At 64.4% G+C, this 25,040-nt stretch carries 25 protein-coding genes; 3 read left to right on the top strand and 22 right to left on the bottom strand.

From position 1 onward, the window contains the following. Positions 1-40: 40 nt before the first annotated feature. The 7 genes from ACWGQ2_RS12050 to ACWGQ2_RS12020 all read right to left on the bottom strand — a co-directional run bounded on the left by ACWGQ2_RS12050 (position 41) and on the right by ACWGQ2_RS12020 (position 8,885). Positions 41-1,831: a DEAD/DEAH box helicase gene (locus ACWGQ2_RS12050; RefSeq protein ID WP_452017543.1), complete on the bottom strand. Its 1,791-nt coding sequence runs from the start codon at positions 1,829-1,831 to the stop codon at positions 41-43. After that, positions 1,828-3,207 (bottom strand): MFS transporter, encoded by a 1,380-nt coding sequence (locus ACWGQ2_RS12045; RefSeq protein WP_452017541.1) that lies wholly within the window; start codon positions 3,205-3,207, stop codon positions 1,828-1,830. The genes ACWGQ2_RS12050 and ACWGQ2_RS12045 overlap by 4 nt, the downstream gene beginning before the upstream one ends. Before the next feature lie 106 nt (positions 3,208-3,313). Next, on the bottom strand, positions 3,314-3,619 hold the full coding sequence (locus tag ACWGQ2_RS12040; protein ID WP_227894659.1) for a DUF3039 domain-containing protein: 306 nt from the start codon (positions 3,617-3,619) through the stop codon (positions 3,314-3,316). 31 nt (positions 3,620-3,650) lie between these two features. Next, complete coding sequence (locus tag ACWGQ2_RS12035) at positions 3,651-5,225, bottom strand: transporter (protein ID WP_452017539.1); 1,575 nt, start codon at positions 5,223-5,225, stop codon at positions 3,651-3,653. Beyond that, entirely contained in the window at positions 5,207-6,019 is an 813-nt protein-coding gene (locus ACWGQ2_RS12030; RefSeq protein ID WP_452017537.1) for an ABC transporter ATP-binding protein, read from the bottom strand. Before ACWGQ2_RS12030 ends, ACWGQ2_RS12035 begins: the two co-directional genes overlap by 19 nt. Before the next feature lie 102 nt (positions 6,020-6,121). Beyond that, the gene (locus ACWGQ2_RS12025; RefSeq protein WP_452017535.1) at positions 6,122-7,063 is read right to left on the bottom strand and encodes a co-chaperone YbbN; all 942 of its coding nucleotides are present in this window, start codon (positions 7,061-7,063) and stop codon (positions 6,122-6,124) included. A 112-nt stretch (positions 7,064-7,175) separates the two neighbouring features. Then, complete coding sequence (locus ACWGQ2_RS12020; protein ID WP_452017533.1) at positions 7,176-8,885, bottom strand: hypothetical protein; 1,710 nt, start codon at positions 8,883-8,885, stop codon at positions 7,176-7,178. Between the two features lie 262 nt (positions 8,886-9,147). Here ACWGQ2_RS12020 and ACWGQ2_RS12015 point away from each other — a divergent pair, with 262 nt between their 5' ends. Continuing rightward, on the top strand, positions 9,148-10,455 hold the full coding sequence (locus ACWGQ2_RS12015; RefSeq protein ID WP_452017531.1) for an AI-2E family transporter: 1,308 nt from the start codon (positions 9,148-9,150) through the stop codon (positions 10,453-10,455). Between the two features lie 19 nt (positions 10,456-10,474). Here ACWGQ2_RS12015 and ACWGQ2_RS12010 read toward each other — a convergent pair whose 3' ends face one another. Next, positions 10,475-10,834 carry a hypothetical protein gene (locus ACWGQ2_RS12010; protein ID WP_452017529.1) on the bottom strand — a complete coding sequence of 120 codons (360 nt, stop codon included), beginning with the start codon at positions 10,832-10,834 and terminating at the stop codon, positions 10,475-10,477. Between the two features lie 39 nt (positions 10,835-10,873). On the opposite strand from ACWGQ2_RS12010, the gene nucS reads away from it, so the two are divergent. Both nucS and ACWGQ2_RS12000 read left to right on the top strand, forming a co-directional pair. Beyond that, a complete protein-coding gene (gene nucS, locus ACWGQ2_RS12005; RefSeq protein ID WP_452017527.1) occupies positions 10,874-11,569 on the top strand; it encodes an endonuclease NucS in 696 nt (231 codons plus the stop codon). 264 nt (positions 11,570-11,833) lie between these two features. Next, positions 11,834-12,037, top strand: a complete 204-nt coding sequence (locus ACWGQ2_RS12000; RefSeq protein ID WP_325790278.1) for a cold-shock protein — start codon at positions 11,834-11,836, stop codon at positions 12,035-12,037. 72 nt (positions 12,038-12,109) lie between these two features. On the opposite strand, the gene murA is transcribed toward ACWGQ2_RS12000, so the two are convergent. From murA to ACWGQ2_RS11930, 14 genes are all read right to left on the bottom strand, one after another. Next, a complete protein-coding gene (murA, locus tag ACWGQ2_RS11995) occupies positions 12,110-13,375 on the bottom strand; it encodes a UDP-N-acetylglucosamine 1-carboxyvinyltransferase (RefSeq protein ID WP_452017525.1) in 1,266 nt (421 codons plus the stop codon). 106 nt (positions 13,376-13,481) lie between these two features. Continuing rightward, the gene (locus tag ACWGQ2_RS11990) at positions 13,482-13,910 is read right to left on the bottom strand and encodes a DUF2550 domain-containing protein (protein ID WP_452017523.1); all 429 of its coding nucleotides are present in this window, start codon (positions 13,908-13,910) and stop codon (positions 13,482-13,484) included. A 9-nt stretch (positions 13,911-13,919) separates the two neighbouring features. Continuing rightward, complete coding sequence (locus ACWGQ2_RS11985; protein ID WP_055239633.1) at positions 13,920-14,213, bottom strand: F0F1 ATP synthase subunit epsilon; 294 nt, start codon at positions 14,211-14,213, stop codon at positions 13,920-13,922. 5 nt (positions 14,214-14,218) lie between these two features. Then, a complete protein-coding gene (gene atpD, locus ACWGQ2_RS11980) occupies positions 14,219-15,682 on the bottom strand; it encodes a F0F1 ATP synthase subunit beta (RefSeq protein ID WP_452017521.1) in 1,464 nt (487 codons plus the stop codon). A gap of 69 nt (positions 15,683-15,751) precedes the next feature. Continuing rightward, complete coding sequence (locus tag ACWGQ2_RS11975; RefSeq protein WP_091603472.1) at positions 15,752-16,645, bottom strand: F0F1 ATP synthase subunit gamma; 894 nt, start codon at positions 16,643-16,645, stop codon at positions 15,752-15,754. A 92-nt stretch (positions 16,646-16,737) separates the two neighbouring features. Continuing rightward, positions 16,738-18,375 carry a F0F1 ATP synthase subunit alpha gene (gene atpA / locus ACWGQ2_RS11970; protein ID WP_452017518.1) on the bottom strand — a complete coding sequence of 546 codons (1,638 nt, stop codon included), beginning with the start codon at positions 18,373-18,375 and terminating at the stop codon, positions 16,738-16,740. A 101-nt stretch (positions 18,376-18,476) separates the two neighbouring features. Next, a complete protein-coding gene (locus ACWGQ2_RS11965) occupies positions 18,477-19,292 on the bottom strand; it encodes a F0F1 ATP synthase subunit delta (protein WP_452017516.1) in 816 nt (271 codons plus the stop codon). Beyond that, positions 19,292-19,843: a F0F1 ATP synthase subunit B gene (locus tag ACWGQ2_RS11960; protein WP_452017514.1), complete on the bottom strand. Its 552-nt coding sequence runs from the start codon at positions 19,841-19,843 to the stop codon at positions 19,292-19,294. Before ACWGQ2_RS11960 ends, ACWGQ2_RS11965 begins: the two co-directional genes overlap by 1 nt. A gap of 44 nt (positions 19,844-19,887) precedes the next feature. Further along, positions 19,888-20,106, bottom strand: a complete 219-nt coding sequence (gene atpE / locus ACWGQ2_RS11955; RefSeq protein ID WP_055239627.1) for an ATP synthase F0 subunit C — start codon at positions 20,104-20,106, stop codon at positions 19,888-19,890. Positions 20,107-20,175: 69 nt separating this feature from the next. After that, on the bottom strand, positions 20,176-20,982 hold the full coding sequence (atpB, locus tag ACWGQ2_RS11950; protein WP_452017512.1) for a F0F1 ATP synthase subunit A: 807 nt from the start codon (positions 20,980-20,982) through the stop codon (positions 20,176-20,178). 94 nt (positions 20,983-21,076) lie between these two features. After that, positions 21,077-21,355, bottom strand: a complete 279-nt coding sequence (locus ACWGQ2_RS11945) for a hypothetical protein (RefSeq protein ID WP_422400731.1) — start codon at positions 21,353-21,355, stop codon at positions 21,077-21,079. 1 nt (position 21,356) lies between these two features. Continuing rightward, entirely contained in the window at positions 21,357-21,836 is a 480-nt protein-coding gene (locus ACWGQ2_RS11940) for a hypothetical protein (protein WP_452017510.1), read from the bottom strand. A 146-nt stretch (positions 21,837-21,982) separates the two neighbouring features. Beyond that, entirely contained in the window at positions 21,983-22,987 is a 1,005-nt protein-coding gene (locus ACWGQ2_RS11935) for an MraY family glycosyltransferase (RefSeq protein WP_452017508.1), read from the bottom strand. Next, the gene (locus tag ACWGQ2_RS11930; protein WP_452017506.1) at positions 22,987-24,915 is read right to left on the bottom strand and encodes a polysaccharide biosynthesis protein; all 1,929 of its coding nucleotides are present in this window, start codon (positions 24,913-24,915) and stop codon (positions 22,987-22,989) included. Before ACWGQ2_RS11930 ends, ACWGQ2_RS11935 begins: the two co-directional genes overlap by 1 nt. Positions 24,916-25,040: the final 125 nt, after the last annotated feature.

Below are 25,040 nucleotides of genomic sequence, written 5' to 3'. Positions count from 1 at the left end.
AGTTTCTGCTATCTCGGGGGAAAGTGCGGGAAAAAGGGCGCTACTTGCGGCCGATGAACCAGTCCTGCAGCTTGGCCAGCCGCTTCTGGAGCTGCTCCTCATTCGCCTGTGCCACCGCGGGTCCGCCGCAGATCCGGCGCAGCTCGGAGTGGACCATGCCGTGCGGCATGCCGGAGCGCGCCGACCAGGCGGAGACGTTCTTGGCCAGCTGTGCACGCAGCTCGGTCAGGTGCCGGTGGTCAGCTACGGAGGGCATCGGTACCGGCTCTGCCTCCTGCGGCTTTTTGCGGCCACGACGGGAAAGCTGCTCCTGCTGGCGCTGGCGCAGCAGCATGGTCACCTGATCCGGGTCCAGCAGGCCGGGGATGCCCAGGAAGTCCTGTTCGTCCTCGCTGCCCAGCTCACCGCCGGTGCCGAACTCGCCGCCGTCGAAGAGCACCCGGTCAAAGGATGCCTGGGATTCAAGAGCTTCGAACTTCTGCTTCTGCAGCTCCCCGGAGGCCTTTTCCTCCCGGTTCGCCGCTTCCATCAGGGAGTCGTCCAGGCCGAAGCCCTCTTCCTCCGCGTGGTTCTCCGGACGGTCCAGGGCGTGGTCGCGCTCCACTTCCATCTCATTGGCGAGAATCATCAGGTGCGGGACGGAGGGCAGGAACACCGACGCCGTTTCACCGCGCTTCCGGGCACGCACAAAACGTCCCACGGCCTGGGCGAAGAACAGCGGCGTTGCCGTGGAAGTGGCATACACGCCGACGGCGAGGCGCGGCACGTCCACGCCTTCGGATACCATGCGCACGGCCACCATCCAGCGCTGGGTTCCGGCGGAAAACTCGTCGATCTTTTCGGACGCCTTCGCGTCATCGGAGAGGATCACCGTGGGTGACTCCCCGGTGATCTTCTTCAGCTGTCCGGCGTAGGCCCGTGCATCCTCATGGTCGGTGGCGATCACCAGCCCGCCGGCGTCGGGCACGGTGCGGCGGACTTCACTGAGCCGGCGGTCCGCGGCAGCCAGAACGGCCGGAATCCACTCCCCTGCCGGGTTCAGCGCGGTGCGCCAGGCGTGGGCGGTGATGTCCTTGGTGACCGCGGCTTCGCCGAGGGAGGCTGCCATTTCCTCACCGGCGCTGTTGCGCCAGCGCATCTGGCCCGAATACGCCATAAAGATCACCGGACGGACCACGTGGTCCTTCAGTGCCTGGCCGTAGCCGTAGGTGTAGTCGGCCTTCGAGCGCCGGATACCGGCTCCATCCTCGAGGTACTCCACGAACGGAATGGGAGCGGTGTCAGAGCGGAACGGGGTTCCGGTCAGTGCCAGACGCTTGGCCGCCGGTTCGAAGGCCTCCCGGATGCCGTCACCCCAGGACAGCGCGTCGCCGCCGTGGTGGATCTCATCGAGGATCACCAGGGTGCGTGCGGCCTCGGTCTTGGCGCGGTGCAGCATCGGTTTGCTGGCCACCTGAGCGTAGGTGACAGCGACGCCGATGAACCCGTGGCCGTGCCGGCCGTCCGCGTTCTTGAAGTTTGGGTCCAGTGCCAGTCCGACGCGTGCGGCTGCATCGGCCCACTGCCGCTTCAGGTGGTCAGTCGGCGCGACGACGGTGATCCGGTTGACGATTCCCCGGTCCACCAGCTCGGTGGCCACACGCAGGGCGAAGGTCGTCTTACCTGCACCGGGCGTTGCAACCGCGAGAAAATCGCTGTCATTCTTGGCGAAGTATTTTTCCAGGGCTTCGGCCTGCCACTGGCGCAGCTTCGGGGCTGTTCCCCAGGCTGCCCGCTCAGGGTAGGCAGGGGGCAGCGCCGGTCCGCCGCCGAACAGGGTATCGGAACTCACGCTTGGGAATGCACCTTTCCGGTACTTGGTCTAACACTTGCACTGCGGATGCCCGCAGCTGTTCCAATCACGGCGAAAACCGCCAGGACCAGCCACATCAGGGCATACCCGGACTCCTGGCCCACAGGTTCCTGCTCCACCAGCACGGCCAGCAGTACGCCCCCAACAGTGGTGCCGGCTACGGCGCCCACCTGGTCCGAAAGCTGGAGCGAGGCTGAATTCTGTCCCCGGTCCGCCGCCGAAGACGCGTCCAGGACCAGCACCGAGGTGCTGGAGAGCGCGGCTCCCATGGCGACCCCTGCCAGCGACCAGACTGCCACCAAAAGCCAGAACGGCGCCTGGGCACCGGCCAGCAGGCCCGTACCGCCAATCGAGAGCGTCAGCAGGCCTGAACCTCCGGCCAGCAGCAGGTAACGCCGCGGCCCGGGCACCCGCGCCTGCAGGAAGGATCCAATGGCCCAGCCTACCGCGCCGGCGGTGAGAGCGATTCCTGCCGTGGCCGGGCTCACGCCGTACACGGCCAGCAGCATAACGGGCATAAAGGCCTCGGCGGAGACGAACGCAGCGTTGATCAGTCCGCGTGTCGCGACCACCGAGGGAAGCCCGCGCCGCAGCCAGAGCGCACCGCGGGGCAGCAGCACCATCAGTGCTGCCACAGCGGCCAGCACCCCGGCCGCGGCAAGTACCCCCAGCGCGGTTGATCCGGCGGCAGCAGCCTCATTGCCGGCCCACTGCGCGGCGAAGACACCGCCGGCGAGGAAAACGCCCCAGAGCGCCCGCCGCCGGCCCAGCGCAGGATCGAGTTCCGGATTCTCCGGTGCCCCCAGGTGCCGCACCCGCGGCCACACCAGGGCTGCCGCCAGCAGCACAATCGGAATCACGACGGCGAAAACCCACCGCCAGCTCACGAACTGCGCCAGCAGGCCCGCGGCCAGCGGTCCCACCATGGACGGCAGAATCCAGGCAGTTGCCACCCAGCCGAAGATCACCGGCTGAAGCCGGGAGGGATAGACCTGCCCGATGATCACGTACAGCGCCACCACCATGGCTCCGCTGCCCAGACCGGAAACGGCACGGCCGGCGGTAACCAGCCAGAACTCCCCTGCCGCCGCAGACAGCACCAGACCTGCCACCAGCAGGGCCATCCCGGTGATCAGGGAACGGCGGGGCCCTTCGGCATCGCACCGGGAACCGGCCAGGACGGATCCCAGGAGCGACGCAGTCAGGAACATGGAGAAGGCCAGTCCGTACCCTGCACCGGCGCCCAGATCATCCCCGATCACGGGCATCGCCGTGGTAACCGCCATCGCTTCGAAGGCGACGCAGGTGACGATGGCGATGACGCCGAGGGTCAGCGGCCGGAATGCAGCGGACATTGCTCCGTCCGGCCTGTCCGCGGGCAGGGGCTCACTCATAGAGGCATCAGGACTTACTGCCGTGCCAGGATGCTACGGCGACGAAGGGCGAAAGTTACGAGCGGCGCTACTTCTTGCCGCCGTCATCCTTTCCCGGGCGCAGCCCTTCGTAAATCTCCTTGCACGTGGGGCAGACCGGGAACTTCTTGGGGTCCCGGCCCGGCGTCCAGACCTTGCCGCACAGGGCAATGACGGGCTCACCCGAAAGGGCCGATTCCATGATCTTTTCCTTGCGCACATAGTGCGAGAAACGCTCGGCGTCACCGGGTTCAACTAGTTCCCGCTGCTCTTCGCGCTCGATGACCGCGGTGGAGGAACCGCTGTCAGCCCGGCGCATGGGGTCGGATTCGAAGGGGTCAGGAGGCAGAGTCATGTCCCCATCTTAGTACCCGCGGCTCCGGCTCCTACTTGTTGACCGTCACGGCCAGCAGTACTTCCGGAGCCCGCTTATCCAGCCACTTGCCGCCGATCCGGATGCCGGCGACGAGGGCGGCGGCACCATAGACCACACCCACTGCCAGGGCCACCCAGCCCCATACGCTGCCCGCCCCGAAGACATACAGCGCAGCCGGAACCAGCATGGGCAGGGAGATCAGGAACTGCATGCCCATCCAGATGAACTGGACCAGCATGGTGCGCCCGGCGGATCCCGGAGGGGTCTTGAAGGCGTTCTCTCCGGGCAGTGGCACGTTGTAGGTGTAACGGGCCGAGAAGACACTGGAGAGTCCCAGCCCGCTCAGCAGCGGGCCCACGGAAACCCCCAGAAGCACCGGAACGGCCTCCGGCCGGCCAATGACAATTGGCGGCACGACGGCGGCGACAAGCGTGGCCGGCAGCGCGAACACGGCGCAGGCGATGGCTCGGCCGGCGCGGTCTGCCATACCCGAAACGCCGCTGGAAACGTGCAGCGCAAACGCAGTGTTGTCATAGGAAATATCCGCGGAAATACCGAAGGCCAGCAGGAACGCCACCAGCGGACCGATCGCCAGGACCACCGGCGGCAGCCCCTCGCCGGTCTGGACTGCGAAGACCAGCACGACGGCGAGCACGGGGACAATGATCAGCGAGGCGCTGTAGCGCGGGTCCCGGACCCAGTAGGTGAGGGCACGGGCGGCCACGGCGCCCGTGGGGGTTGCCGGGAACCGGGCAAAGAACCCGAGTTTGCCCGCGCTGCGGCTTGCCGTGGCATTGTGCGCCGGAGTGACGAGGGCCCGGGCCAGGAGGGCTTTCCAAGCCCAGGAAATCAGTGCCAGGAAAAGGACGGAGATCAGCAGGCGGATCATCCCGGTTCCCGCGCTGCCGAGCGCGACGTCTCCCGGAACGGCCCAGGCGCTGCCCAGCGGAGTCCAGGCCAGGATGTCTGCGAGCCGGCGCAGGAAATCACCGTTGAAAGCCACGGTCGTGGCGGTGAAGCCAATGATGGGTCCAAGGAACATCAGCGGGATGATGAGCACGATTCCCGAGACGTCCTTGAAGCGGCGGCTGGAGGCCAGCGAGGTGGTGGCTGCCACCCCGAGCCGGGCCATCACCACACAGGTCAGCACGGCGACAGCCGCTGCCGGGATTCCAGCCAGGACGGCCGCCGGATACTGCCACCAGGCAGCGGCCTGGATGAGTGCCGAAGCCAGAGTGATGATTCCGGGAATGCCGATGAGCGAGCCGAGAGCCAGGCCCAGGATCATCTGGCGCATGGGAATCGCGAAGGTTACGAACCGGGCCGGGTCAAGTGTCATGTCCACGCCGGTGGCCACCACGGGAATGACGGCCCAGCCCAGTACTGCGGCGGAGCCGCCCAGGATTACCAGGGTGCGGGCGAGCTCAGGGTCGTTGAAGGTGAGGAAAAACAGCCCTGCCAGCATCAGGCCGAGGATGCCCAGGCCGTAAAGGGCACCGAAGGCGATTCCAACAATCTGCCAGGGACTGCGCTTGAGGGAGTTGCGCAGCAGGATGAGCTTTAGTTTTAGGAGGTGCGCAACCATGAGAGTCCCTCCGAGGTGGTGCGCCCGCCCACCAGTTCGACGAATTTTTCTTCCAGGCTCACGCCGCCGCGCACTTCGTCGACGGTGCCGGCTGCCAGCACGTTTCCTGCAGCCACCACGGCCACGTGGTCACACATGCGCTGCACCAGGTCCATCACGTGGCTGGAGACAATGACGGTGCCGCCGGAGGAAACATAACCGGCAAGGATGTCGCGGATGTTGGCTGCGGAGACGGGATCCACCGCTTCGAAGGGCTCGTCCAGCACCAGCAGCCGCGGGGCGTGGATCAGTGCCGAGGCGAGTGCGATCTTCTTGGTCATGCCGGCGGAGTAGTCCACCACCAGCGTGCCTGCGTCCGCTGCGAGGTCCAGCGCCTTCAGGAGGTCAGCCGTCCGTTCCGCGACGGTCTCGCGGTCCATACCGCGCAGCAGTCCCGAATAGGTGACCAGCTGCTCGCCGGTCAGCCGGTCGAAAAGCCTTACCCCGTCCGGGAGCACGCCCATCAGCCGCTTGGCTTCCAGCGGCTTCGCCCAGACGTCCACTCCATGGACCCAGACCTGGCCGTAGTCCGGGCGCATCAGGCCCGTGGCCATGGACAGGGCCGTGGTCTTTCCGGCGCCGTTGGGGCCAACGAGCCCGTAGAAGGATCCCGCCGGCACGTCCAGGTTGATGCCGTTGACGGCGATCTTGGATCCGAAGCGCTTGGCCAGCCCGCGGATAGCGAGGGCGGGTGCTGTCGGGGCGTGCTGCGGTTCCCCGCCGGGCACGGAGGCAGGATCAGGTGTTTGGCTCATACCGAAAATCTAGCAACCGGCGGCCTGTATTGACCTCCGCCCTGCGAACGAAATCCGTAACAATGCGCGCTTTGCCGACCCCGCCGTGCGGACTAGCAACCCCTAGAAGAGTGCCCGGGCGAGGGCGGAACGGGCCTTGGTTACGCGCGGATCGGAGGGTCCGGCAATCTCGAAAAGGTCCAGCAGCCGCAGTCGCACCCGTTCCCGGTCGTCCCCGGCGGTCCGCGAGATCAGCTTGATGAGCCGGTTGAAGGCGTCTTCCACGTGGCCGCCGGAAATATCCAGGTCCGCCACCGCCAGTTGGGCGTCGACGTCGTTGGGGTTGTCGGCTGCAGCAGTGCGCAGTGCCTCGGCGTCCGCGTCCTTCAGCCGCTGCATCAGTTCGACCTGGGCCAGGCCGGCCTTGGCCTCGGCGTCTGCGGGCTGCTCGGCGAGGGCCTTGCGGTAAGCCGCCGCGGCGCCGTCGTAATCCCCTGCCACGATTGCGTCGTACGCCTCCTGGTGCAGCGGGGGCAGCGGAGCTTCCTCCTGCGCCGCAGCACCGGCCTCGCCGAGGGAACCGTTGACGCCGTTGGCCTCGGCCACCTGCATCAGTTCGGTGATCAGGGCCCGGATCTGCTCGGCCGGCACCGGGCGGTCCAGCAGCGGCACCGGCTGGCCCTTGATCACGGCTGCGACCGTGGGCACTGCCACGGCCTGGAAGGCCTGGGCAATCTGCGGGTGTGCATCGACGTCGACATTGGCCAGCAGCAGCCGTCCCTGCCGGCCGGCGGCCTCTTCCTCCAGCACGGCCGTGACCTGTGCAGACTCAGGGCTGCGCGGAGAGTAGAGGTTCACGATCACCGGCACGGTTGCCGAGAGCTGCACCACCTGCGGGAACGTCTGCTCTGTTACTTCAACCACGTAGGACGAAGCGCCCTCGCCCTGTCCGCCTGCCGCAGCGGGCGGCGGCGCGCTGGCCCGGTTCTTGAGGGCGGAGAGATCCACCGCTCCCCGAAGATTCATGGACGGCGCGGGCGCAGGGCGGTGGTTCGGTGTGCTCATGGCTTCAACCCTAATACGGGTACCGCGCCCCCGGGCAAGTGTCCGGGAACAGCACAGCGGCGCCGCAGGCATCAGTTGCCGCGGCGCCGCTGGATTGCTTCGTTGTGGCGGGCTACTTCAGTTTGGCGGAGAGCAGCTCCTGCGCCGCGCCGATAACCTCTGCCTCGCCCGATCCTCCGGCCGGGGGAACGTAGATCATGACGGCTTCGCCGTACGTCACATCGATCCCGGCTTCAGTGTTCTTTTCACCGGTCAGCGTCTCGTAAATCGTTCCCTCGAGATTGATCGAGTCGCCCGCTTCGCGCGGAACGCTGGAGTAGTTGTGGGACATGTAGCCGAACACAATCGCGCCCCCGTCTGCGGTACGCAGTGCCCGGGTGTCGGAGGCCACCGGGGTGTGCTTGAACGTGATGGTCGCGAACTCGTTGTCCGGATTGGCAGTCACTTCGGCCTGGAACGTTGTCACGGCTTCGGCGAAGCTGTTAGGAGCGAACGTTTCCTTATTGCCGCCGTCCGGGTTGGTCAGGGCGTCGGCAAGGGCATCAACGGCCGCCTGCGGAGCCAGCGCGAGTCCTTCAGCGGAGTCTGCGGCTACGGCTTCCACACCGGCGCCGTTTGCCGGAGGCTGCGGGAACGTGGTTCCCGGCAGCATCTGGATCGCAGAGACCAGCTTGTAGTTTTCCCGTGCAGATTCCTGAACCAGCACCAGAGCCTGCGGAACGGTATTGTCTTCGCCCTGGGTGACCGCGACGACGGTGCGCGGGAATCCGGTCCCGGTGGAGACCAGGTCCGTGAGCAGCGGGGAGGCGGCGACGGCGGCGGGAGCTTCCGTATCCGGGACCTTGGCGGCCGCGGCGTAGTTCGCTTCACGCAGTGCCAGGGCTGTGGAAGAGGTGCGCTCCTTCAGCAGCGAGGCGTCCTTGGCGGCGTCGGCCTTCTGGACGGTTCCGGCAACGGAGCTGAGGATCCGGGACAGCTGGCCGTCCAGGACAACCGGGTAGTTCTCCTCCGGAGCAGCCGTTTCGGCCGCAGTGGCGGCACCGGGCACCAGGGTCAGTGCAAGTCCGCCTGCGAGGGCCGCTGCCGTAATGCCGGCAACCGTGCGGTTGGCGGTCGTGGACGAGGACGACGGCGCAGCGCCTGCGTCCTGTCCGCGCCGGGCAACAATGCGCTGGGCGGCGGTGTCCGATTCCCGCACTGCACGCCGGCTGCCCGGAGCCGGCGGGGTGGGCTTGGAACCGCGGGCCAGGAAGGCCAGGGCCAGGCCAAGGACGGCTACCAGGGCACCGGCGATGATCAGCGGAACCGCCAGCGGGGTTCCTTCATCATTCGGCCAGCTGAGCGTGATCTGGGTGGGGGCAGGTGCGGTTCCGTCCGAAGCGATCAGGACTGACCACTCCCCTGCTGCGGGCGCGGCCCAGGTGTAGGACAGCTCCCCGTCCTCGGCTTCTTCACTGACCCACAGGTCGGAGCCGGCGGGGCTGGGCACGGTGGCCTCGCCTTCCGAGGTTTCGGCAGTGAGGGCATTGTCTTCGCCGGCACCAATGCGGGTTACGGATGCTCCGTCCACCCAGGCATCAACGTCCGCTGAACGCCCGACTGCCAGGAAGACGCCGTCCTCGGAACGCACGGTAATCTCAGCACCGTCCGGGCGGGAGGCCAGCAGATCTGCCTCCAGCACGGCCACGGGCGCGGCCTCGCTGCCCTGCGGCGCCTCGGCCGTTACGGTCTGGGGCGGAGCCCAGAGAGTGCGCTGGCCGATCCCGACGAGCATCATCAGGATTCCGAGCACTATCAGCGGAACTGCAATTTTGTTTCGCACAGCTTACCTATCGTTGGTCACGGTCCTCCGCGCGCCTGTAGGCAGCGGGAACGGGACGTGATGCCCCTATGGTCATCCTCTTGGCGGGTTGCTTTATAACCCTATGGTAACGAAAGGCCTTCCAAGAGCACATTTGGGTATCCCGGCCGCAGATGCAGCCCCGCAGCGGGCCTGCCGCCGCCGCGGGTGTTCGACTGATAATCTGGCGCGGCACGGAACTCCCCGCGCAGCAGTGCAGGCACCAGGAGAGAGCTAACGTTCGATGAGTGAAGACAGGGATGTTCCCGTCGACGAGCCACTCCCCGCCCCGGGAGAAGAGCCAACGCCCCGGCGCGGCCGGCTGGCCTCCGGCGGTGACCGTCTGCGCCGGCTGATTTCCCATGTTCCCGGGGCACGACCCCGGCCCCGCTTCGATTTCCCGCCGGAGGACCAGGCGCCCGAGCCGCTGCCCGAGCCCGAGGTGGACCCGGACGCCAAACTCTCCGACGAGCGCCGCCGGTTCGGCGGCACCCCGCCGCTGCCGGGCACTGGAGGTCCGGAAAAACACCCCATCCGGTTCGGTTTCATGTTCACGGTGGGTGTGGGCTTTGCCCTGCTGCTGTTCTTCATCATCACCAACGTCGGTGAACTGCTCGTCTGGATCGGTGCGGCGCTGTTCATAGCCCTGGGGCTGGATCCGGTGGTCCGCTGGCTCAGCGCCCGGGGCGTTCCGCGGCCTGCCGGCATAGCCATCACCGTGCTGGTGCTCGCCGGTGCCGTAGCCGGGTTCTTCGCCACGCTGATCCCGACGATCGTCAGCCAGACCACCGAAATCGTCAACAACGCCCCCGGGTATATTGACCGGTTCCTCTCCTCGGACTTCTTCGTCACGATTGAAGAGCAGTTTAAGGTCCGCGAACGCATTGACGAGGAAGTGCAGAAGTTCTTCTCCAACACCGACGCCGTTGGCGGTATCTTCGGCGGCGTACTCAGCGTCGGAACGGTGATCGCCAACGGCCTGTTCGGTGCGCTGATCATCCTGGTGCTGACGCTGTACTTCCTGGCTTCGCTGCCGTCGATGAAAAAGTGGGCCTACCGGCTGGCCCCGCGGAGCCGGCGCAAGCGCGTGGAAGCACTCTCGGAGGAAATCACCGGCAGCGTGGGCAACTACGTGATCGGACAGGGCTTCGTCGCACTGCTGGACGCTCTGTACGCATTCATCATCATGACCATCACCGGTGTGCCGTTCTCGATCCTGCTGGCGTTCGTCGTCGCACTCCTGGCCTTCATTCCGCTGGTCGGGCCGCCGATCGCGCTGGTGCTTGTGTCCCTGGTGGCCCTGACCTCCAGCTGGCAGACCGCTGTGGTCTTCGCGATCCTATATATGGCGTATCTGCAGTTTGAGGCGTACTTCGTTTCCCCGCGCGTGATGCAGCGGGCGGTGGCAGTTCCCGGCGCCGTGGCGGTCATTGCCGTCATCGCCGGCGGATCGCTTCTTGGTGTTCTGGGCGCCCTGATCGCCATCCCGACGGCGGCTGCCGTGCTGCTGCTGATGAAGGAAGTCGTCATCGCCCGGCAGGACAGGCTCTAGGCACAACCTGCAGGCCGGGCTAGCGGAGCGGAACGGATCCGGGCCGGGTGCGCCAGCACCGTGCGTGCCAGTGCCGGCGGTCCTCTACCGCGCTCTGCCGGCCAAAGAGGGAGTCCTCCTGCCACACCACCAGGTGTTCGGTGCCGGGCGGAATGACCTGACCGCAGCCGGGGCACCGGTAGTCCTTGGCGGCATTGCGTGCCGTGATCCTGCGCACCGACCATTCACCGTCGGAGGCTGATTCACGCTGCGGCAGCCCTGCCCTCGAACGCTCCAGGTCGATTTCCGGGACCGGCGCTGCCCATTTGCGGCGCGCGTTGCGCCCGGCAGCGGTACTGGAAGCCGGCAGCTGCCGGCGGGGACGGTTGGAGCGGGGCATAAAACCATCTTGCCGCAGCCGAACCGGTAAAGTGCAACTGTGCGTTTAGTGATAGCCCGCTGCTCCGTTGACTACGTCGGCCGCCTCCGTGCCCATCTGCCCCTCGCTACCCGCCTGCTGATGGTGAAGGCGGACGGTTCCGTCCTGATCCATTCCGACGGCGGTTCCTACAAACCGCTGAACTGGATGAGTCCGCCCGCAACGCTGCGGATCACCGAACCCGGCGAGGACGACGCCGAGGCAGGCGTGGTGGAGGTATGGAACGTCCAGAGCGCCAAGACCGATGACAAGCTGGTCATCAGCGTCTACGAGCACCTCTCCGACGTGGCCCATGACCTGGGCACCGATCCGGGCCTCATCAAGGACGGCGTCGAAGCAGACCTGCAGCGTCTGCTGGCTGAGCAGATCACCAAGCTGGGCGAGGGCTACACCCTGATTCGCCGGGAATACATGACCGCGATTGGTCCGGTGGACATCCTCGCCCGCGATGCCGACGGCGGCACGGTTGCTGTGGAGCTCAAGCGCCGGGGGGATATTGACGGTGTCGAGCAGCTCACCCGTTACCTGGAACTGCTGAACCGCGATCCCCTGCTGGCACCGGTGCGCGGCGTGTTTGCCGCGCAGCAGATCAAGCCCCAGGCACGGGTGCTGGCAACGGACCGCGGCATTGATTGCCTAACCCTGGACTACGACGAAATGCGCGGCGTGGACGACGTCGAGTCGCGCCTGTTCTAAGCGTTTAAACCGGGCGGTTTATGCGCGCAAAACAAGGGCCAAAAATTCTGCGAACTTTTTCTTCGAATCCGTTGACGGGTCTTTAGTGGTATGTAACGCTATAACCAGTCTTTGTGTAGGTGTTTTTCATGCTCGCAAGACGGTTGCGAGCGTGAAGCTCCTGTAGGAACTGCTGACCGGCAGGGAACCTGGACTTCCCGCTTCGGTAACAACCACAGGCACGAGGTGTGCCGGTACAGTTCCAGTAATAAAGGAGATAGGCAAATGGCACAGGGAACCGTCAAATGGTTTAACGCGGAAAAGGGTTTTGGCTTCATTACCCCGGATGATTCCGACGGCGACGTTTTCGTCCACTACTCGGAAATCCAGTCCAACGGGTTCAAGACCCTGGATGAGAACCAGCGCGTTGAATTCGAGATCGGCCAGGGCGCCAAGGGCCCCCAGGCCACCGGCGTAACCGCCCTCTAGTTCTTAGCACCAGCAAAAGCGGGGACCGGCCGGTCCCCGCTTTTGCTGTATCCGGACGGTTTTCCGGCAGTGTCAGCTGCGGCGGCGCAGCACATTGGCTCCCAGTCCGCGCAGTGACTCCATGAACCTCTCATAGCCGCGGTCGATGTGGTCCACTCCCCTGACTTCGGTGGTTCCCTCGGCTGCCAGTCCGGCTATGACCAGCGCCGCACCGGCACGGATGTCATTGGCTTCCACCGGAGCGCCGGAGAGCCGGGAAACACCCTGGATCAGGGCGTGGTGGCCGTCCAGGCGCACCACTGCCCCCAGCCGTGCCAGCTCGGAGGTGAAACCCCAGCGGGCTTCAAAGACATTCTCGGTGACCATCCCCGATCCCGTGGAAACGGCATTAAGGGCAACCACAAAGGGCTGCAGGTCCGTGGGGAAGCCCGGGTAGGGCAGGGTGGAAACGTTGATCGGCTCAGGACGCGACGGCCCCTTGACGGTGAATCCGTCCTGGCTGGTTTCAACGACGCAGCCGGCCTGCGCCAGCTTGTCCAGCACAACGGTGAGCGCCCGCGGGTCTGCGTTGCGCACTTGAATGTTCCCGCCGGTGATCGCAGCTGCAAACGCCCAGGTTCCGGCGACAATGCGGTCCGGAACAACCCGGTGGGTAACCGGTGAAAGCTTCTCCACGCCTTCGATCACCAGGGTATTGGTGCCGACACCGCTGATCCGGGCCCCCATTGAGGTCAGCATCTGCGCGATGTCGGTGATCTCCGGTTCCCGGGCAGCGTTGTCGATGACGGTGGTGCCGCGGGCCAGGGTTGCGGCCATCATGATGTTCTCGGTGGCACCGACCGAGGGGAAGTCCAGGATGTGGCGGGCACCGTGCAGACCCTCGGGCACGGAGGCAATCAGGTAACCGTGGTCGATCGAGATGGAGGTTCCCATGGCTTCCAGTCCTGAACGGTGCATGTCCAGGCCGCGCGAGCCAATCGCATCCCCGCCGGGGAGGGCTACCTCGGCACGCCGGCAGCGGGCCACCAGGGGACCAAGAACGGAAATAGAGGCACGCATGGCACGCACCAGGTCGTAGTCCGCCTGGTGGCCGGGAACGGCTGGAACGTCGATCCGCACTTCAGCGGCATCGGCCTCGTAATCCACGGTGCAGCCGAGCCGGCGCAGCAGCTCGGACATGATCCAGACATCCTGGATGTTGGGCACATTCGTGATGGTGGAACGTCCCTGCGCCAACAGCGTTGCTGCCATGAGCTTGAGTACTGAATTCTTTGCCCCCGGGACTGTCACCGAGCCGTTGAGCGTGGAGGGGCCGGTGACAACAATGACGTCTTCCATTCCTCCATACTAGGTGTCCGCTGCCCCTGCCGCCCGACAGGCGCCGGATACGTGCAAAGGCGCAGGGAAGATTCCCTGCGCCTTTGCGCGTACTTAGTCCCGGGCCTCAGCGCCAGGTGCCGATGCCTATCACCGGTCCGGCTTCCAGCCAGGAAGACAGTCCCGTGTAGACGTCGTATTTCATCGCCATGAGCAGTTCGCGTCCCTCGTACTCGAAGGTCACTACCAGCGCTCCGGGCTGAATCCGGGCGCGCTCAGCCTCAGTGGGCTGGCGCCACCCCTTCAGCAGCAGGGAGCTGCGCAGGAACCGGTACGGCGGGCGCGGGCTCAGTGAGAACAGACGGAGCCATTCCAGGTGGGTGTCCGTATAACGGCAAACCCCCATCCGCCACCCGCCGGGCGGGAAGCAGATGGAGGCGTCGAAGGTACCCAGGGTGCGCCGCAGCTGTGTGCGGCGCACCCAGAAAAGCGCCGTTGCAAGTGCCAGCAGGCCAAAGAAGGCTGCCAGCGCAATGAACACGTAGGTACTGTCCATTGGAGGGGGTCAGCGGGTCCCAGCGTTGGCTGCGTCGTTCAGCTGGGCGTTGTCCGCGACGATGACCACACGGTTGGAGTCGACGGAGAAGAATCCGCCGTCAACGCCAACGGTGATGCGGCTGCCGGACACCGGTTCGATGGCCAGCTCGCCCTCGGCCAGGATCGCCAGCACCGGCGCGTGGCCGGGAAGGATCCCGATTTCACCGTCTGCAGTGCGTGCCTTGACCATCTTTGCCGGGCCGGACCACACGAAGTGGTCGGCCGCGACAATCTCGACTTCGAGTTCAGCAGTGTCAGCCATGGGGCTTACTTCCCGGTCTGCTCTTGGATCTTCGCCCACTGACGCTCAACATCGTCCATGCCGCCAACGTTGAAGAAGGCCTGCTCGGCAATGTGGTCCACGTCGCCGTCGCAGATGGCCTTGAAGCCTTCGATGGTGTCCTTGACGGACACGGTCGAGCCTTCGACGCCGGTGAACTGCTTGGCGGTGTAGGTGTTCTGCGACAGGAACTGCTGGATGCGGCGTGCACGGGCGACGACGATCTTGTCTTCTTCGCCCAGTTCGTCAATGCCGAGGATGGCAATGATGTCCTGCAGTTCCTTGTTCTTCTGGAGGATCTGCTTGACGCGGACAGCCGTGTCGTAGTGCTCCTGGCCAACGTACTGCGGGTCGAGGATACGCGAGGTTGAAGTCAGCGGATCCACGGCCGGGTACAGGCCACGGGATGCGATTTCACGGGAAAGTTCCGTGGTGGCATCCAGGTGCGCGAAGGTGGTGGCCGGAGCCGGGTCGGTGTAGTCATCAGCCGGGACGTAAATGGCCTGCATCGAGGTGATGGAGTGGCCCTTGGTCGAGGTGATGCGCTCCTGCAGCAGACCCATCTCGTCAGCCAGGTTGGGCTGGTAGCCCACGGCGGAAGGCATGCGGCCCAGCAGGGTCGACACCTCGGAACCGGCCTGGGTGAAGCGGAAGATGTTGTCGATGAAGAGCAGCACGTCCTGGTTCTGCACATCGCGGAAGTACTCCGCCATGGTCAGGCCGGACAGTGCAACGCGCAGACGCGTTCCCGGCGGCTCATCCATCTGGCCGAATACAAGGGCGGTGTCCTTCAGGACGCCTGCCTCTTCCATTTCAACCCAGAGGTCGTTGCCTTCACGGGTACGCTCGCCAACACCGGCGAACACCGAGGTGCCGCCGAAGTTACGGGCAACACGGGTGATCATTTCCTGGATCAGAACGGTCTTGCCAACGCCGGCGCCGCCGAACAGGCCGATCTTTCCACCCTTGATGTACGGGGTGAGAAGGTCGATGACCTTGATGCCGGTTTCCAGCATCTCGGTGGAGCCCTCAAGGTCCGCGAAGTTCGGGGCCTTGCGGTGGATCGGCCAGCGTTCGCTGATTTCCAGCTGCTCAGCCGGAACATCCAGCGGCTCACCGAGCACGTTGAAGATGTGGCCCTTGACGCCGTCACCAACGGGAACGGAGATCGGAGCACCGGTGTCGACCACGGCAGCGCCGCGGACCAGGCCGTCGGTGGCCTGCAGGGAGATGGCGCGGACGAGGTTGTCACCCAGGTGCTGGGAGGTCTCGAACGTGATGGTTTTGGTCTCACCGTTGAGCGTCAGCTCAGTGGTGAGTGCGTTGTAGATTGTGGGGATTGCGTCAGCCGGGAATTCGACGTCGACAACCGGGCCAATGACACGGGCGATACGGCCTGTGGCGCCCGGTGCTACGGAGGTTGCTCCGTGCTCGGCAGTTTGGGCAGTCATCTCTCTCACTTCACTCAGTTAGATGGCGTGTGGACTAAGTATTTTCTGATGGATCTCTTCGAAGGCGGGCTAGGAAGCGCTGAGCGCGTCCGCACCTGCCACGATCTCGGAGAGTTCCTGGGTGATTTCAGCCTGACGGGCGTTATTACGAAGACGGGTGTACTTCTTAATAAGTTCGGAGGCGTTGTCCCCTGCGGACTTCATGGCGCGCTGGCGGGCTGCGAGCTCAGAAGCGGCGGCCTGAAGCATTGCTGCGAAGATGCGCGACTCGATGTAGCGCGGCAGCAGTGCGTCAAGAACCTGTTCCGGTTCGGGCTCGTACTCGTAGAGGGGCAGGATGTCCGATTCGGACGGTGCTTCCTCTTCGACTACTTCCAGCGGCAGCAGACGGATTACCGCAGGTTCCTGGACAACCATGGACTTGAAGCGCGTGAACACGATGTGGATTTCGTCCACGCCGCCGTCTTCATAGGCCGTATTGAAGTCATCGAGGAGTGTCTTGCCGATTTCACGGGCAGTCTCGAACTCGGGCGCATCCGTACCGCCGGTCCACACGCGCTCGTAGGCACGGTCACGGAAGTCGTAGTACGCCTGGGCCTTGCGGCCCACCAGGTACGTCTTGACCTCTTTGCCCTCTTCACGGAGCAATTCGTTAAGCGATTCGCTCTGCTTCAGGACGCCGGCGGAGTACGATCCGGCAAGACCGCGGTCGGAAGTCATGATGACCACTGCCGCCCGGCGGATCTGCTCCGGCTCGGTAGTCAGCGGGTGGTCGATTTCCGACTGGGACGCCACAGCAGAAACGGCACGGGTGATCGCATTGGAATAAGGCAGCGCCGCGGCAACGCGGGTGCGGGCCTTTCCAATGCGAGAGGCAGCAATCAGCTCCATCGCCTTGAAGATCTTCTGCATCGACGTGGTCGACGCGATCTTCTGGCGGTAGACCCGAATTTGGGCTCCCATACTCTTCCTTTCGGTTCCTAGCGTTGACTAGGGCTAAGGCAATGGCCAGGAGTTCCGCGGCCGGCTTTCACCGGCCGCGGAACCCAAAGCCGCTAGCGCTTCTGCTTGACGATCTTTTCCTGGTCGACTGCATCCTCGTCCAGAGCCGATGCTTCTTCGTGGCCGGCAGCAACCATGCGGTTGTCACCTTCGCCGAAGAAGCCCTGCTTGAAGTTGGTGATGAGGGTCTTGAGTTCATCCACCGTGGAGTCTTCGAGCTTGTTGGTCTCAGCCAGAACGGTCATGACCTTCGAAGAGTGGCGGACGTGGTCAAGGAACTCGGTTTCGAAGCGGCGGACATCTTCCACCGGAACGTCGTCGAGGAAGCCGTTCGTACCGGCCCAGATGGAGACAACCTGGTCTTCAACGGGGAACGGAGCGTACTGACCCTGCTTGAGCAGTTCCATCAGGCGTGCGCCGCGGGTCAGCTGCTGGCGGGAAGCCGCATCCAGGTCCGAGGCGAACATGGCGAATGCCTGCATGTCGCGGTACTGGGCCAGTTCCAGCTTCAAAGTACCGGAGACCTTCTTCATGGCCTTCTGCTGTGCAGCACCGCCAACGCGGGAGACAGAGATACCGACGTCCACGGCGGGGCGCTGGTTGGCGTTGAAGAGGTCCGACTGAAGGAAGATCTGGCCGTCGGTGATGGAGATGACGTTGGTCGGAATGTAAGCCGATACGTCATTTGCCTTGGTTTCAATGATCGGCAGGCCGGTCATTGAACCTGCGCCGAGCTCGTCGGAGAGCTTTGCGCAGCGCTCCAGCAGGCGGGAGTGCAGGTAGAAGACGTCACCCGGGTAGGCTTCGCGTCCCGGCGGGCGGCGCAGCAGCAGCGACACGGCACGGTAGGCTTCAGCCTGCTTCGAGAGATCATCAAAGATGATCAGGACGTGCTTGCCGCCGTACATCCAGTGCTGGCCGATGGCCGAGCCGGCGTACGGTGCCAGGTACTTGAAGCCTGCGGGGTCAGATGCCGGGGAGGCCACGATGGTGGTGTACTCCATGGCGCCTGCGTCTTCGAGGGTCCGCTTGATCTCGGCGATCGTGGAAGCCTTCTGGCCGATGGCCACGTAGATGCAGCGCACCTGCTTCTCGGCGTCGCCCGAGGCCCAGTTGGCCTTCTGGTTCAGGATGGTGTCGACGGCGATCGCGGTCTTGCCGGTCTTGCGGTCACCAATGATCAGCTGGCGCTGGCCGCGGCCGATCGGGATCATGGCGTCGATGGCCTTCAGACCGGTCTGAAGCGGCTCGTGAACCGACTTACGCTGGGTAACACCCGGTGCCTGGAGTTCCAGTGCACGGCGTGCTTCAGCCTGGATCGGACCCATGTCATCCATGGGCTCGCCCAGGGGATCGACGACGCGGCCGAGGAAGGCATCCCCAACGGGGACGGACAGGACTTCACCGGTGCGGTGAACTTCCTGGCCTTCTTCAATGCCGCCAAAGTCGCCAAGGACAACGACACCGATTTCACGGGTGTCGAGGTTCTGGGCCAGGCCCAGCGTGCCGTCCTCAAACCGAAGCAGCTCGTTCGCCATCACGGAGGGCAGGCCCTCCACACGGGCAATGCCGTCGCTGGCGGTGGTTACGCGGCCAACTTCAACGCGCTCTGCGTTTCCGGGTTCGTAGGACGCCGCAAATTCATTCAACGCATTACGGACGTCGTCGGCGTTGATGGTCAATTCGGCCATCTGCAGTCCCTGCTCTCCTATGTTGTGATCATCGCTTCGTGCCGATGACCTTCGATTGGTTCTCAAATGTTTCTCATGGCCCGGTAAAGCCACGAAGGTGGCTAAACCGCGAGCTTCCGGCGCAGTTCCGACAACCGGGTCACTACGGTGGAATCGACGACTTCATCGCCCACCGTAACCCGGATACCACCGACGATCGAGGGATCAACAGTTGCGTTGATCTTCAGCTCGCGGCCGTACAGGGCGTTCAAAGACGCCTGCAGCCGGGAGCGCTGCTCATCGGTCAGGGGCCGGCTGGTCCGCACTTCGGCGATCCACCGCTGCTGCCGTCCGGCAACCAGTTCCAGGAACCGGGTGACCAGGGCGGTCGGGCGGAGTCCGCGCGGAGCGGTGACAGCCTGACGGATCAGTACCCTCGCAGCGTCAGAGCTGCCGGGTACCAGTTTCTCTGCCAGCTCTGCCCGTGCCTGCAGGGTTGCCTGCGGGTTGGACAGTGCTCGCTGCACCTCATGGCTGGACGCCACGGTCTCGTTGAAACGGAAGAGGTCGCCCTCAAGTTCCTCAAGGCCGGCGGAACCCGGTCCCTTGTTTTCCGCGACCGCGGAGACAACCGTTGCAGCCAGGGTTTCCAGAGCATCCCCGAGGTCGCGCGGTGTGCGCCACCGGGATTCAACCAAAGAAGCAACAATCTGCTCGGCGTCGGCCGAAACCTTGCCGCCAACCAGTTTGGAGACCAGGGCTGCCTTCTCATGGCCGTCACGAGCCGGATCAGTCAGGGCCCGCAGCAGGCCGGTCTGGCCGTCCAGGAGGCCCAGGATTCCAAAGAGTTCCTCGGCAAGGCCAAGGGTCGCGTTGGGAAGACGTGCTTCCAACTGACCCTGGGCCGCTGCCAGTGACTCGCTCGATATACCTGCCATTACTGAACCGCACCTGCGTTCTGCGAGGTTTCCAGCTCATCCAGGAAACGGTCAACTACGCGGGCGGAGCGTGCATCGTCAGCGAGGGATTCGCCAACAATCCGGCTTGCCAGCTCGGTGGCCAGGGTTCCGACTTCGCTGCGGAGCGAGACAACTGCTGCCTGGCGCTCTGCTTCGATGGTTACCTGGGACTGTTCCATGATGCGTGCCGATTCGGCAGCAGCCTTTGCCTTCAGGTCGGCGAGAATCTGAGCGCCTTCAGCGCGCGCTTCCTCACGGATCCGGTTGGCTTCGGTGCGTGCGTCAATCAGCTGCTGCTTGTACTCGTCGAGGGCAGCGCTGGCTTCAGCCTGTGCTGCCTCGGCCTTGGCAAGTCCGCCTTCGATGGCCTCGGTACGTTCTGCATACGTCTTCTCGAACATCGGGACGACGAACTTGACGACGATGAACATCAGCACGGCGAAGCCAAGCAGTGTTACCAGGATCTCCCAGATGTTTGGGATCAGAGGATTAGCGCCTTCAGCGGCGGCGAGGATTACTGCCTCGTTCATTTCTCATCCGTCCTATCTACTTGGTGTGGGAAAACGCGCTGAAACTATCCGAGGACGAACGCGAAAACCAGACCAAGGATGGCGAGTGCTTCGGTCAGGGCGAGGCCAAGGAAGGCGATCGGCTGCAGCACGCGCTGTGCTTCGGGCTGGCGTGCCACACCGTTGATGTAAGCGGCGAAGACCAGGCCCACACCAATTGCACCACCGATTGCGGAGAGGCCGTAGCCGATGAGGTTAAGGCTGCCGTTGATTTCACCAGTCATTTGGTTTGTTCCTTTCAAGATGCCCGCAGGCAGGTTGTTTGGTTCAGGGGTTTCCCCCTAAGGGGAGGTTTAGTGGTCCGCGGCTGCGACTGAGCCTTGGATGTAGATCGCAGTCAGCAGGGTGAAGACGTACGCCTGCAGGCACTGGATCAAAACTTCGAACAAGAACATCGCCACGCCGCCGACCAGGGTCAGCGCACCGAGCGGCTTCAGCAGGCCTTCGGCCTCCAGCAGCAGGAATTCGGTGCCCGAGGCAGCGAGCATGATGATCAGGTGGCCCGAGAGCATCGTGGCGAAGAGTCGCAGCGAGTGGGTGATCGGGCGGACCAGGAAGGTCGAGATGATTTCGATCAGCACGACCAGCGGCAGGATCGCCATCGGAACACCGGAGGGAACAGTGGCGTACTTGAAGTACTTGATGCCGTGCTTCTTGATGCCCAGGATGATCCAGGTGAAGTACACGATGCCGGCCAGCGCGTACGCCGTGCCTACGTGTGAGGTGGTCGGCAGCTGCGCCAGCGGGATGCTGCCCCACAGGTTGTTCAGCAGGATGAAGAAGAACAGCGAGAACAGCAGCGGGATGAACGGACGGAAGTCCTTTTCACCGATGATGTCGCGGCCGATCGAGTTGCGGACCAGGTTGTAGCTGAACTCGCCCAGGAACTGCAGCCGGCCCGGAACAAGCTGCCGCTTCCGTGCGGCAGCAATAAAGAACCAGCTGATCAGGGCAACGGACAGGAGGATAAGCAGCATCTGCTTTCCAAAGCCCTCGCCGTACTCGGCGCCCCAGGGAAGGATCTCAGGGAGGTGCATTTCATCGAGGGTTGGTGGAACAAACCCCTCTTCATTGGCGGCGGGAAGCGCAAGCGCGATCAACGCGTTTCCTCTCTGCTTTGTCCATCGTTGGGCATTTCATTGGCGGGGGCATGTGGCATGCATCCGTTTACTAAGTTGTGTGACATTGCTTCGTCTAACCCTCATCCGGCCGCTCTCCACCCGCAGGTGGTTTTGGCTTAGTGGAAGTGAGCCCGTGGGCGGCGGCTACGTAAAAACCGCTCAGCCCGCCCAGGGCGATACCTGCAAAAAGAATCCAGCGGGTCCCCAGAAGACTGTCCAGCCCCCACCCTATCAAACCAAGGGCAATGATTCCGGACAGGACATATTGGAGGATTGCGCGGCGCTTACTGAGCGGTGCTTCAAACGCTGCGGGAACCTGGCCGGCTGCATTCTTCTTTGATTTGGCTGCCACCTCAGGCTCCTTTCACTTCGTTGTCTGCACGTGCGGGCGCATCGGAAAAAATAAGCTGACGGGTGCGGGAGAAGGCGCGTATTTCCGCAACCTGCCAAATCACCACGGTGCCAAGTCCAGCGAAGGCGAACCAGGGACGCTCGAGCCATTCGGGCACTCCCACACTCCACAGGGCCACCGCGAAACCGACGACTTTGACGGCATATGTTACGGCGAACATTCCAATGGCACCGGAGGGATTCCTGCGCCCCATGATGTGGCCAACCAGGAGGCTGATGCCGAAGAAGAGCGCAATAAGCGCCCAGCCGGCCGCAACGCTGGCTGCTCCGCTGACGCCGGGGCCGAGCATTGCTACTCCGGCAGCCAGGGCTGCCGGTATGGCAGTCCAGAGCAGGGAAGTCTTCAGAATACGGAGCCAGGGAGCCTCCGTGGGCCCGGAAGCACTGATCTGCTTAGCGCGTGCGCCGTTGGCTTGGCTCATGGCTGCAGGATCATCCTTGTGCTGTGGGGGAAAAGATAGTGCGGACGCGTCTTTTTACGCCGTAACGCTTGAATTCTACAGTACATAGAACTGCTCCGTGACATCGGCGTCCAAGCGTGACAGCGCGGCATATTCCGGCAGGGGCATCAGGCGCGGGTCCGGTGCCGCAGCCGGGCAGCGATCCGCGGTGCGGCGAGGTACAGTGCGGCCACCGCAGCCACGAACAGGGTGCCGGCGGCCGTGATGCCCCATCCTGAGCCGCCCGTGACCAGTCCGGTGCCGCCAATGAGGACGGTGGCCACAGTGACCACCGAGGCTGACTGCAGATGGGTAAGACCGGCGTCCGTAAGCCGCTGGTAGACATGCTGGCGGTGCGCGGCATACCACCGTTCCCCGCGCCAGATCCGGCGCACCAGCGTGGTGAAGGAATCCAGCAGGTAAATCAGGATCGGGAACAGCAGGTACTCCACGTAGACCCCGGCCAGGAAGGCGGCGACCGCGGTGCCCGCGATCGCCGCCCCCAGCAGGTAGCTGCCGACGTCGCCCATAAAGACCGACCCGCGGCCCAGGTTCCAGGGCAGGAAGGCAGCGAACGCAGCGGCGATCACGGTTCCGGCAGCGATCAGCCACACCTGGTCGGAGAGTACCCCGGCAACCGCATACAGGACGCCGACGGCCAGGCCATGCAGTCCGGATATGCCGTTGACTCCGTCCATGAAGTTGGCCACGTTGATGTAGCCGGCAATGACCAGGGTTCCCACCGGAACCCACCAGAAACTCTGGCCCAGGGCTGCGGCCAGCGCAGTCGTCCCGGCTGCGCCGATCACCAGCTGAAGACCAAAGCGGACTTTCACGGACAGACCGCGGAAATCCTCCACCCAGCCCAGCAGCGAAGCGGAGGCAATCACGCCCATCAGCAGCAGCACCAGTGAACGGTCGACGGCCACGTAACCGGTCCCCAGGGATGTGCCCAGGCCCAGCAGGACTCCTGCGGCGATGGTGGCACCCACCCCGCGGATAACGGTCTTGGTATGGGAGGAACGCTCGTTGGGGACATCCACAACGCCCAGGCGGCGCAGCAGCGGGATAAAGGCGAAAGGCAGCAGCAGGCTGGCAAGAAACGCCACCGCTGCCGAGGCTGCAAGGGCCATCAGCCGGTCCGCCGCTCGCCCTGCCCGGAAGAGGGACTTGGGTCCTGAATGTCAGCCAGGCGCAGGGCGGCTGTGTCCGGCAGCGGGAACAGCGCCGCAGCGGCGCCTCCGGCGGGCTCGGCGGCTGCCGATGCGCCGAAGCCGCAGCGGCGCAGCCAGTCCTCGGCGTCGAGTTCCTCGGGATCCAGCACAGCCACGGAGGTGTGGGAGATCTTCGGATGAAGCGGCCGTGAATCGTCCTCGCCTGTTCCCACCAGGATCTCGTGCAGCTTCTCGCCCTTTCGCAGGCCGGTAAAGACAATCTCGATGTCCTTGCCGGACATGGCGATCATGCGCTGGGCCACGTCCAGGATCCGAACGGGTTCGCCCATATCCAGGATGAGCACCTCTCCCCCGCGGCCGATGGCTCCGGCCTGGATCACCAGCTGGCAGGCCTCGGGGATGGTCATAAAGAAGCGGGTGACCTCCGGATCGGTGACCGTTACCGGGCCGCCCTGGCGGATCTGCTCTGTGAAGAGCGGAAGCATGGACCCGCGGCTGCCGATCACGTTGCCGAAGCGCACGGAGACAAAACGGCGTCCGCTGCGTCCGGCCATCCACGCGGTGAGCTTCTCCGCCACGCGCTTGGAGTGTCCCAGAACAGTGGTGGGGTTGGCTGCCTTGTCCGTGGAGATGTTCACGAAGTGGCTGACGCCGGCCTTCTGTGCCGAACGGAGCACGTTCGCGGTGCCCAGCACATTGGTCTTCCAGGCTTCCAGCGGGTACTGCTCCAGCAGCGACACATGCTTGAGCGCGGCTGCATGGAATACGACGTCGGGCTGGCGCTGGGCAAAGATCTCATCCAGCGCCCGGGCGTCCCGGATGTCAGCCAGGACGGTGTCTTTGCCATTCAGCAGGCCCTGGCCGGTGATGGAAAGCTGCGTCAGCTGCAGGCCTGTCTCGTCCCGGTCCACCATGATCAGCTCGCTCGGTTCGAACGCGGTGATCTGCCGGCAGAGCTCGGAACCGATTGATCCGCCGGCACCGGTAACGAGGACCTTCTTGCCGGTGAGGTAGCCGGCTACTTCATCGACGTGGATGTCCACCGGGCGGCGGCCGATGAGGTCTTCAACTGCAACTTCGCGGAAGTCGGTGAGCCCGGCGCCGGAGCCTTTGGCCAGCATGTCCCGCAGCGGCGGAAGCACCATGACCCGCAGGTCCAGCCCTTCGGCGTGGTCGGTAACCTGCCGGACCTGTGCGGCATCGACGTCGGCAATAGCGATGATCAGCACGCTGGCCCGGGTGCGCTGGACAACCTCGGGCAGGTCCGAGAGCTTGCCCACAACGGGCACGGTTCCCAGGCGCAGGTGCTTTTTGGCGGGATCGTCGTCGATCAGGCCTACGGGGAAGTACGGAGAATCCGGATCATTCATCATCCGGGTCACCAGGGAGTTGCCCAGGAAACCGGCACCGTAGATGAGGGTCCGCTGGGCTTCATCGCCGGGACGCACCTTGCTCTCCACATACATCCGCTTCATGTACCGGATGGCTGCCATGAACAGGCAGGCGAAGGGGAAGGCGAGCACGCCCGTGCTTCGCGGAATGTCAATCGCCAGGCCAAAGAGTGCGCTGACCAGCACCAGAATGGCGGAGACCACAATGGTGACTACAGCCAGCAGCCGCATTTCGTGGAAGCTGCCGAAGCTGTACCGCCCGCGGTAGAGGGCAAACGAGTAGCCCACAGCGAGCTGCGTCACCACAGCCACGCCGCAGAACGCGGCAAGGCCGGCCACATTGATCTCGTCCACGGAAAGCTCGTAGCGCAGGACCAGCGCCAGGACAATGGCCACCACCCAGGCCAGAGAGTCCAGCACATATTGGGACCAGAGCCAGAGAGCCGGCTTCTCTTCCCTGGCCGGGGTGGTTCTGTCCCTGCTTGAATCGTTCATAGTCCTCAGCGGGCCTGCGCCCGGTTCGTGTCTAGGTTGTAAGCGGTCCTGCCGTGCCGCAGGCACGCCAGAGCGTCCAATCCGGTGTAATAGACTGAATTCTATTCAGCATACTAACTGCACCC

The sequence above is a fragment of the Arthrobacter sp. NPDC055585 genome (assembly GCF_053619115.1).
The sequence above is the reverse complement of the archived record's forward strand: the minus strand, read 5'-3'. Positions and strand labels throughout refer to the sequence as shown.

Excerpts from the sequence above, each read along its gene's own strand:
- ACWGQ2_RS12045 (WP_452017541.1), bottom strand. The coding sequence starts at position 3,207 with ATGTCCGCTGCATTCCGGCCGCTGACCCTCGGCGTCATCGCCATCGTC.
- ACWGQ2_RS12040 (WP_227894659.1), bottom strand. The coding sequence starts at position 3,619 with ATGACTCTGCCTCCTGACCCCTTCGAATCCGACCCCATGCGCCGGGCT.
- ACWGQ2_RS12035 (WP_452017539.1), bottom strand. The coding sequence starts at position 5,225 with ATGGTTGCGCACCTCCTAAAACTAAAGCTCATCCTGCTGCGCAACTCC.
- ACWGQ2_RS12030 (WP_452017537.1), bottom strand. The coding sequence starts at position 6,019 with ATGAGCCAAACACCTGATCCTGCCTCCGTGCCCGGCGGGGAACCGCAG.
- ACWGQ2_RS12025 (WP_452017535.1), bottom strand. The coding sequence starts at position 7,063 with ATGAGCACACCGAACCACCGCCCTGCGCCCGCGCCGTCCATGAATCTT.
- ACWGQ2_RS12015 (WP_452017531.1), top strand. The coding sequence starts at position 9,148 with ATGAGTGAAGACAGGGATGTTCCCGTCGACGAGCCACTCCCCGCCCCG.
- ACWGQ2_RS12010 (WP_452017529.1), bottom strand. The coding sequence starts at position 10,834 with ATGCCCCGCTCCAACCGTCCCCGCCGGCAGCTGCCGGCTTCCAGTACC.
- ACWGQ2_RS12000 (WP_325790278.1), top strand. The coding sequence starts at position 11,834 with ATGGCACAGGGAACCGTCAAATGGTTTAACGCGGAAAAGGGTTTTGGC.
- murA (WP_452017525.1), bottom strand. The coding sequence starts at position 13,375 with ATGGAAGACGTCATTGTTGTCACCGGCCCCTCCACGCTCAACGGCTCG.
- ACWGQ2_RS11990 (WP_452017523.1), bottom strand. The coding sequence starts at position 13,910 with ATGGACAGTACCTACGTGTTCATTGCGCTGGCAGCCTTCTTTGGCCTG.
- ACWGQ2_RS11985 (WP_055239633.1), bottom strand. The coding sequence starts at position 14,213 with ATGGCTGACACTGCTGAACTCGAAGTCGAGATTGTCGCGGCCGACCAC.
- atpD (WP_452017521.1), bottom strand. The coding sequence starts at position 15,682 with ATGACTGCCCAAACTGCCGAGCACGGAGCAACCTCCGTAGCACCGGGC.
- ACWGQ2_RS11975 (WP_091603472.1), bottom strand. The coding sequence starts at position 16,645 with ATGGGAGCCCAAATTCGGGTCTACCGCCAGAAGATCGCGTCGACCACG.
- atpA (WP_452017518.1), bottom strand. The coding sequence starts at position 18,375 with ATGGCCGAATTGACCATCAACGCCGACGACGTCCGTAATGCGTTGAAT.
- ACWGQ2_RS11965 (WP_452017516.1), bottom strand. The coding sequence starts at position 19,292 with ATGGCAGGTATATCGAGCGAGTCACTGGCAGCGGCCCAGGGTCAGTTG.
- ACWGQ2_RS11960 (WP_452017514.1), bottom strand. The coding sequence starts at position 19,843 with ATGAACGAGGCAGTAATCCTCGCCGCCGCTGAAGGCGCTAATCCTCTG.
- atpE (WP_055239627.1), bottom strand. The coding sequence starts at position 20,106 with ATGACTGGTGAAATCAACGGCAGCCTTAACCTCATCGGCTACGGCCTC.
- ACWGQ2_RS11940 (WP_452017510.1), bottom strand. The coding sequence starts at position 21,836 with ATGAGCCAAGCCAACGGCGCACGCGCTAAGCAGATCAGTGCTTCCGGG.
- ACWGQ2_RS11935 (WP_452017508.1), bottom strand. The coding sequence starts at position 22,987 with ATGGCCCTTGCAGCCTCGGCAGCGGTGGCGTTTCTTGCCAGCCTGCTG.
- ACWGQ2_RS11930 (WP_452017506.1), bottom strand. The coding sequence starts at position 24,915 with ATGAACGATTCAAGCAGGGACAGAACCACCCCGGCCAGGGAAGAGAAG.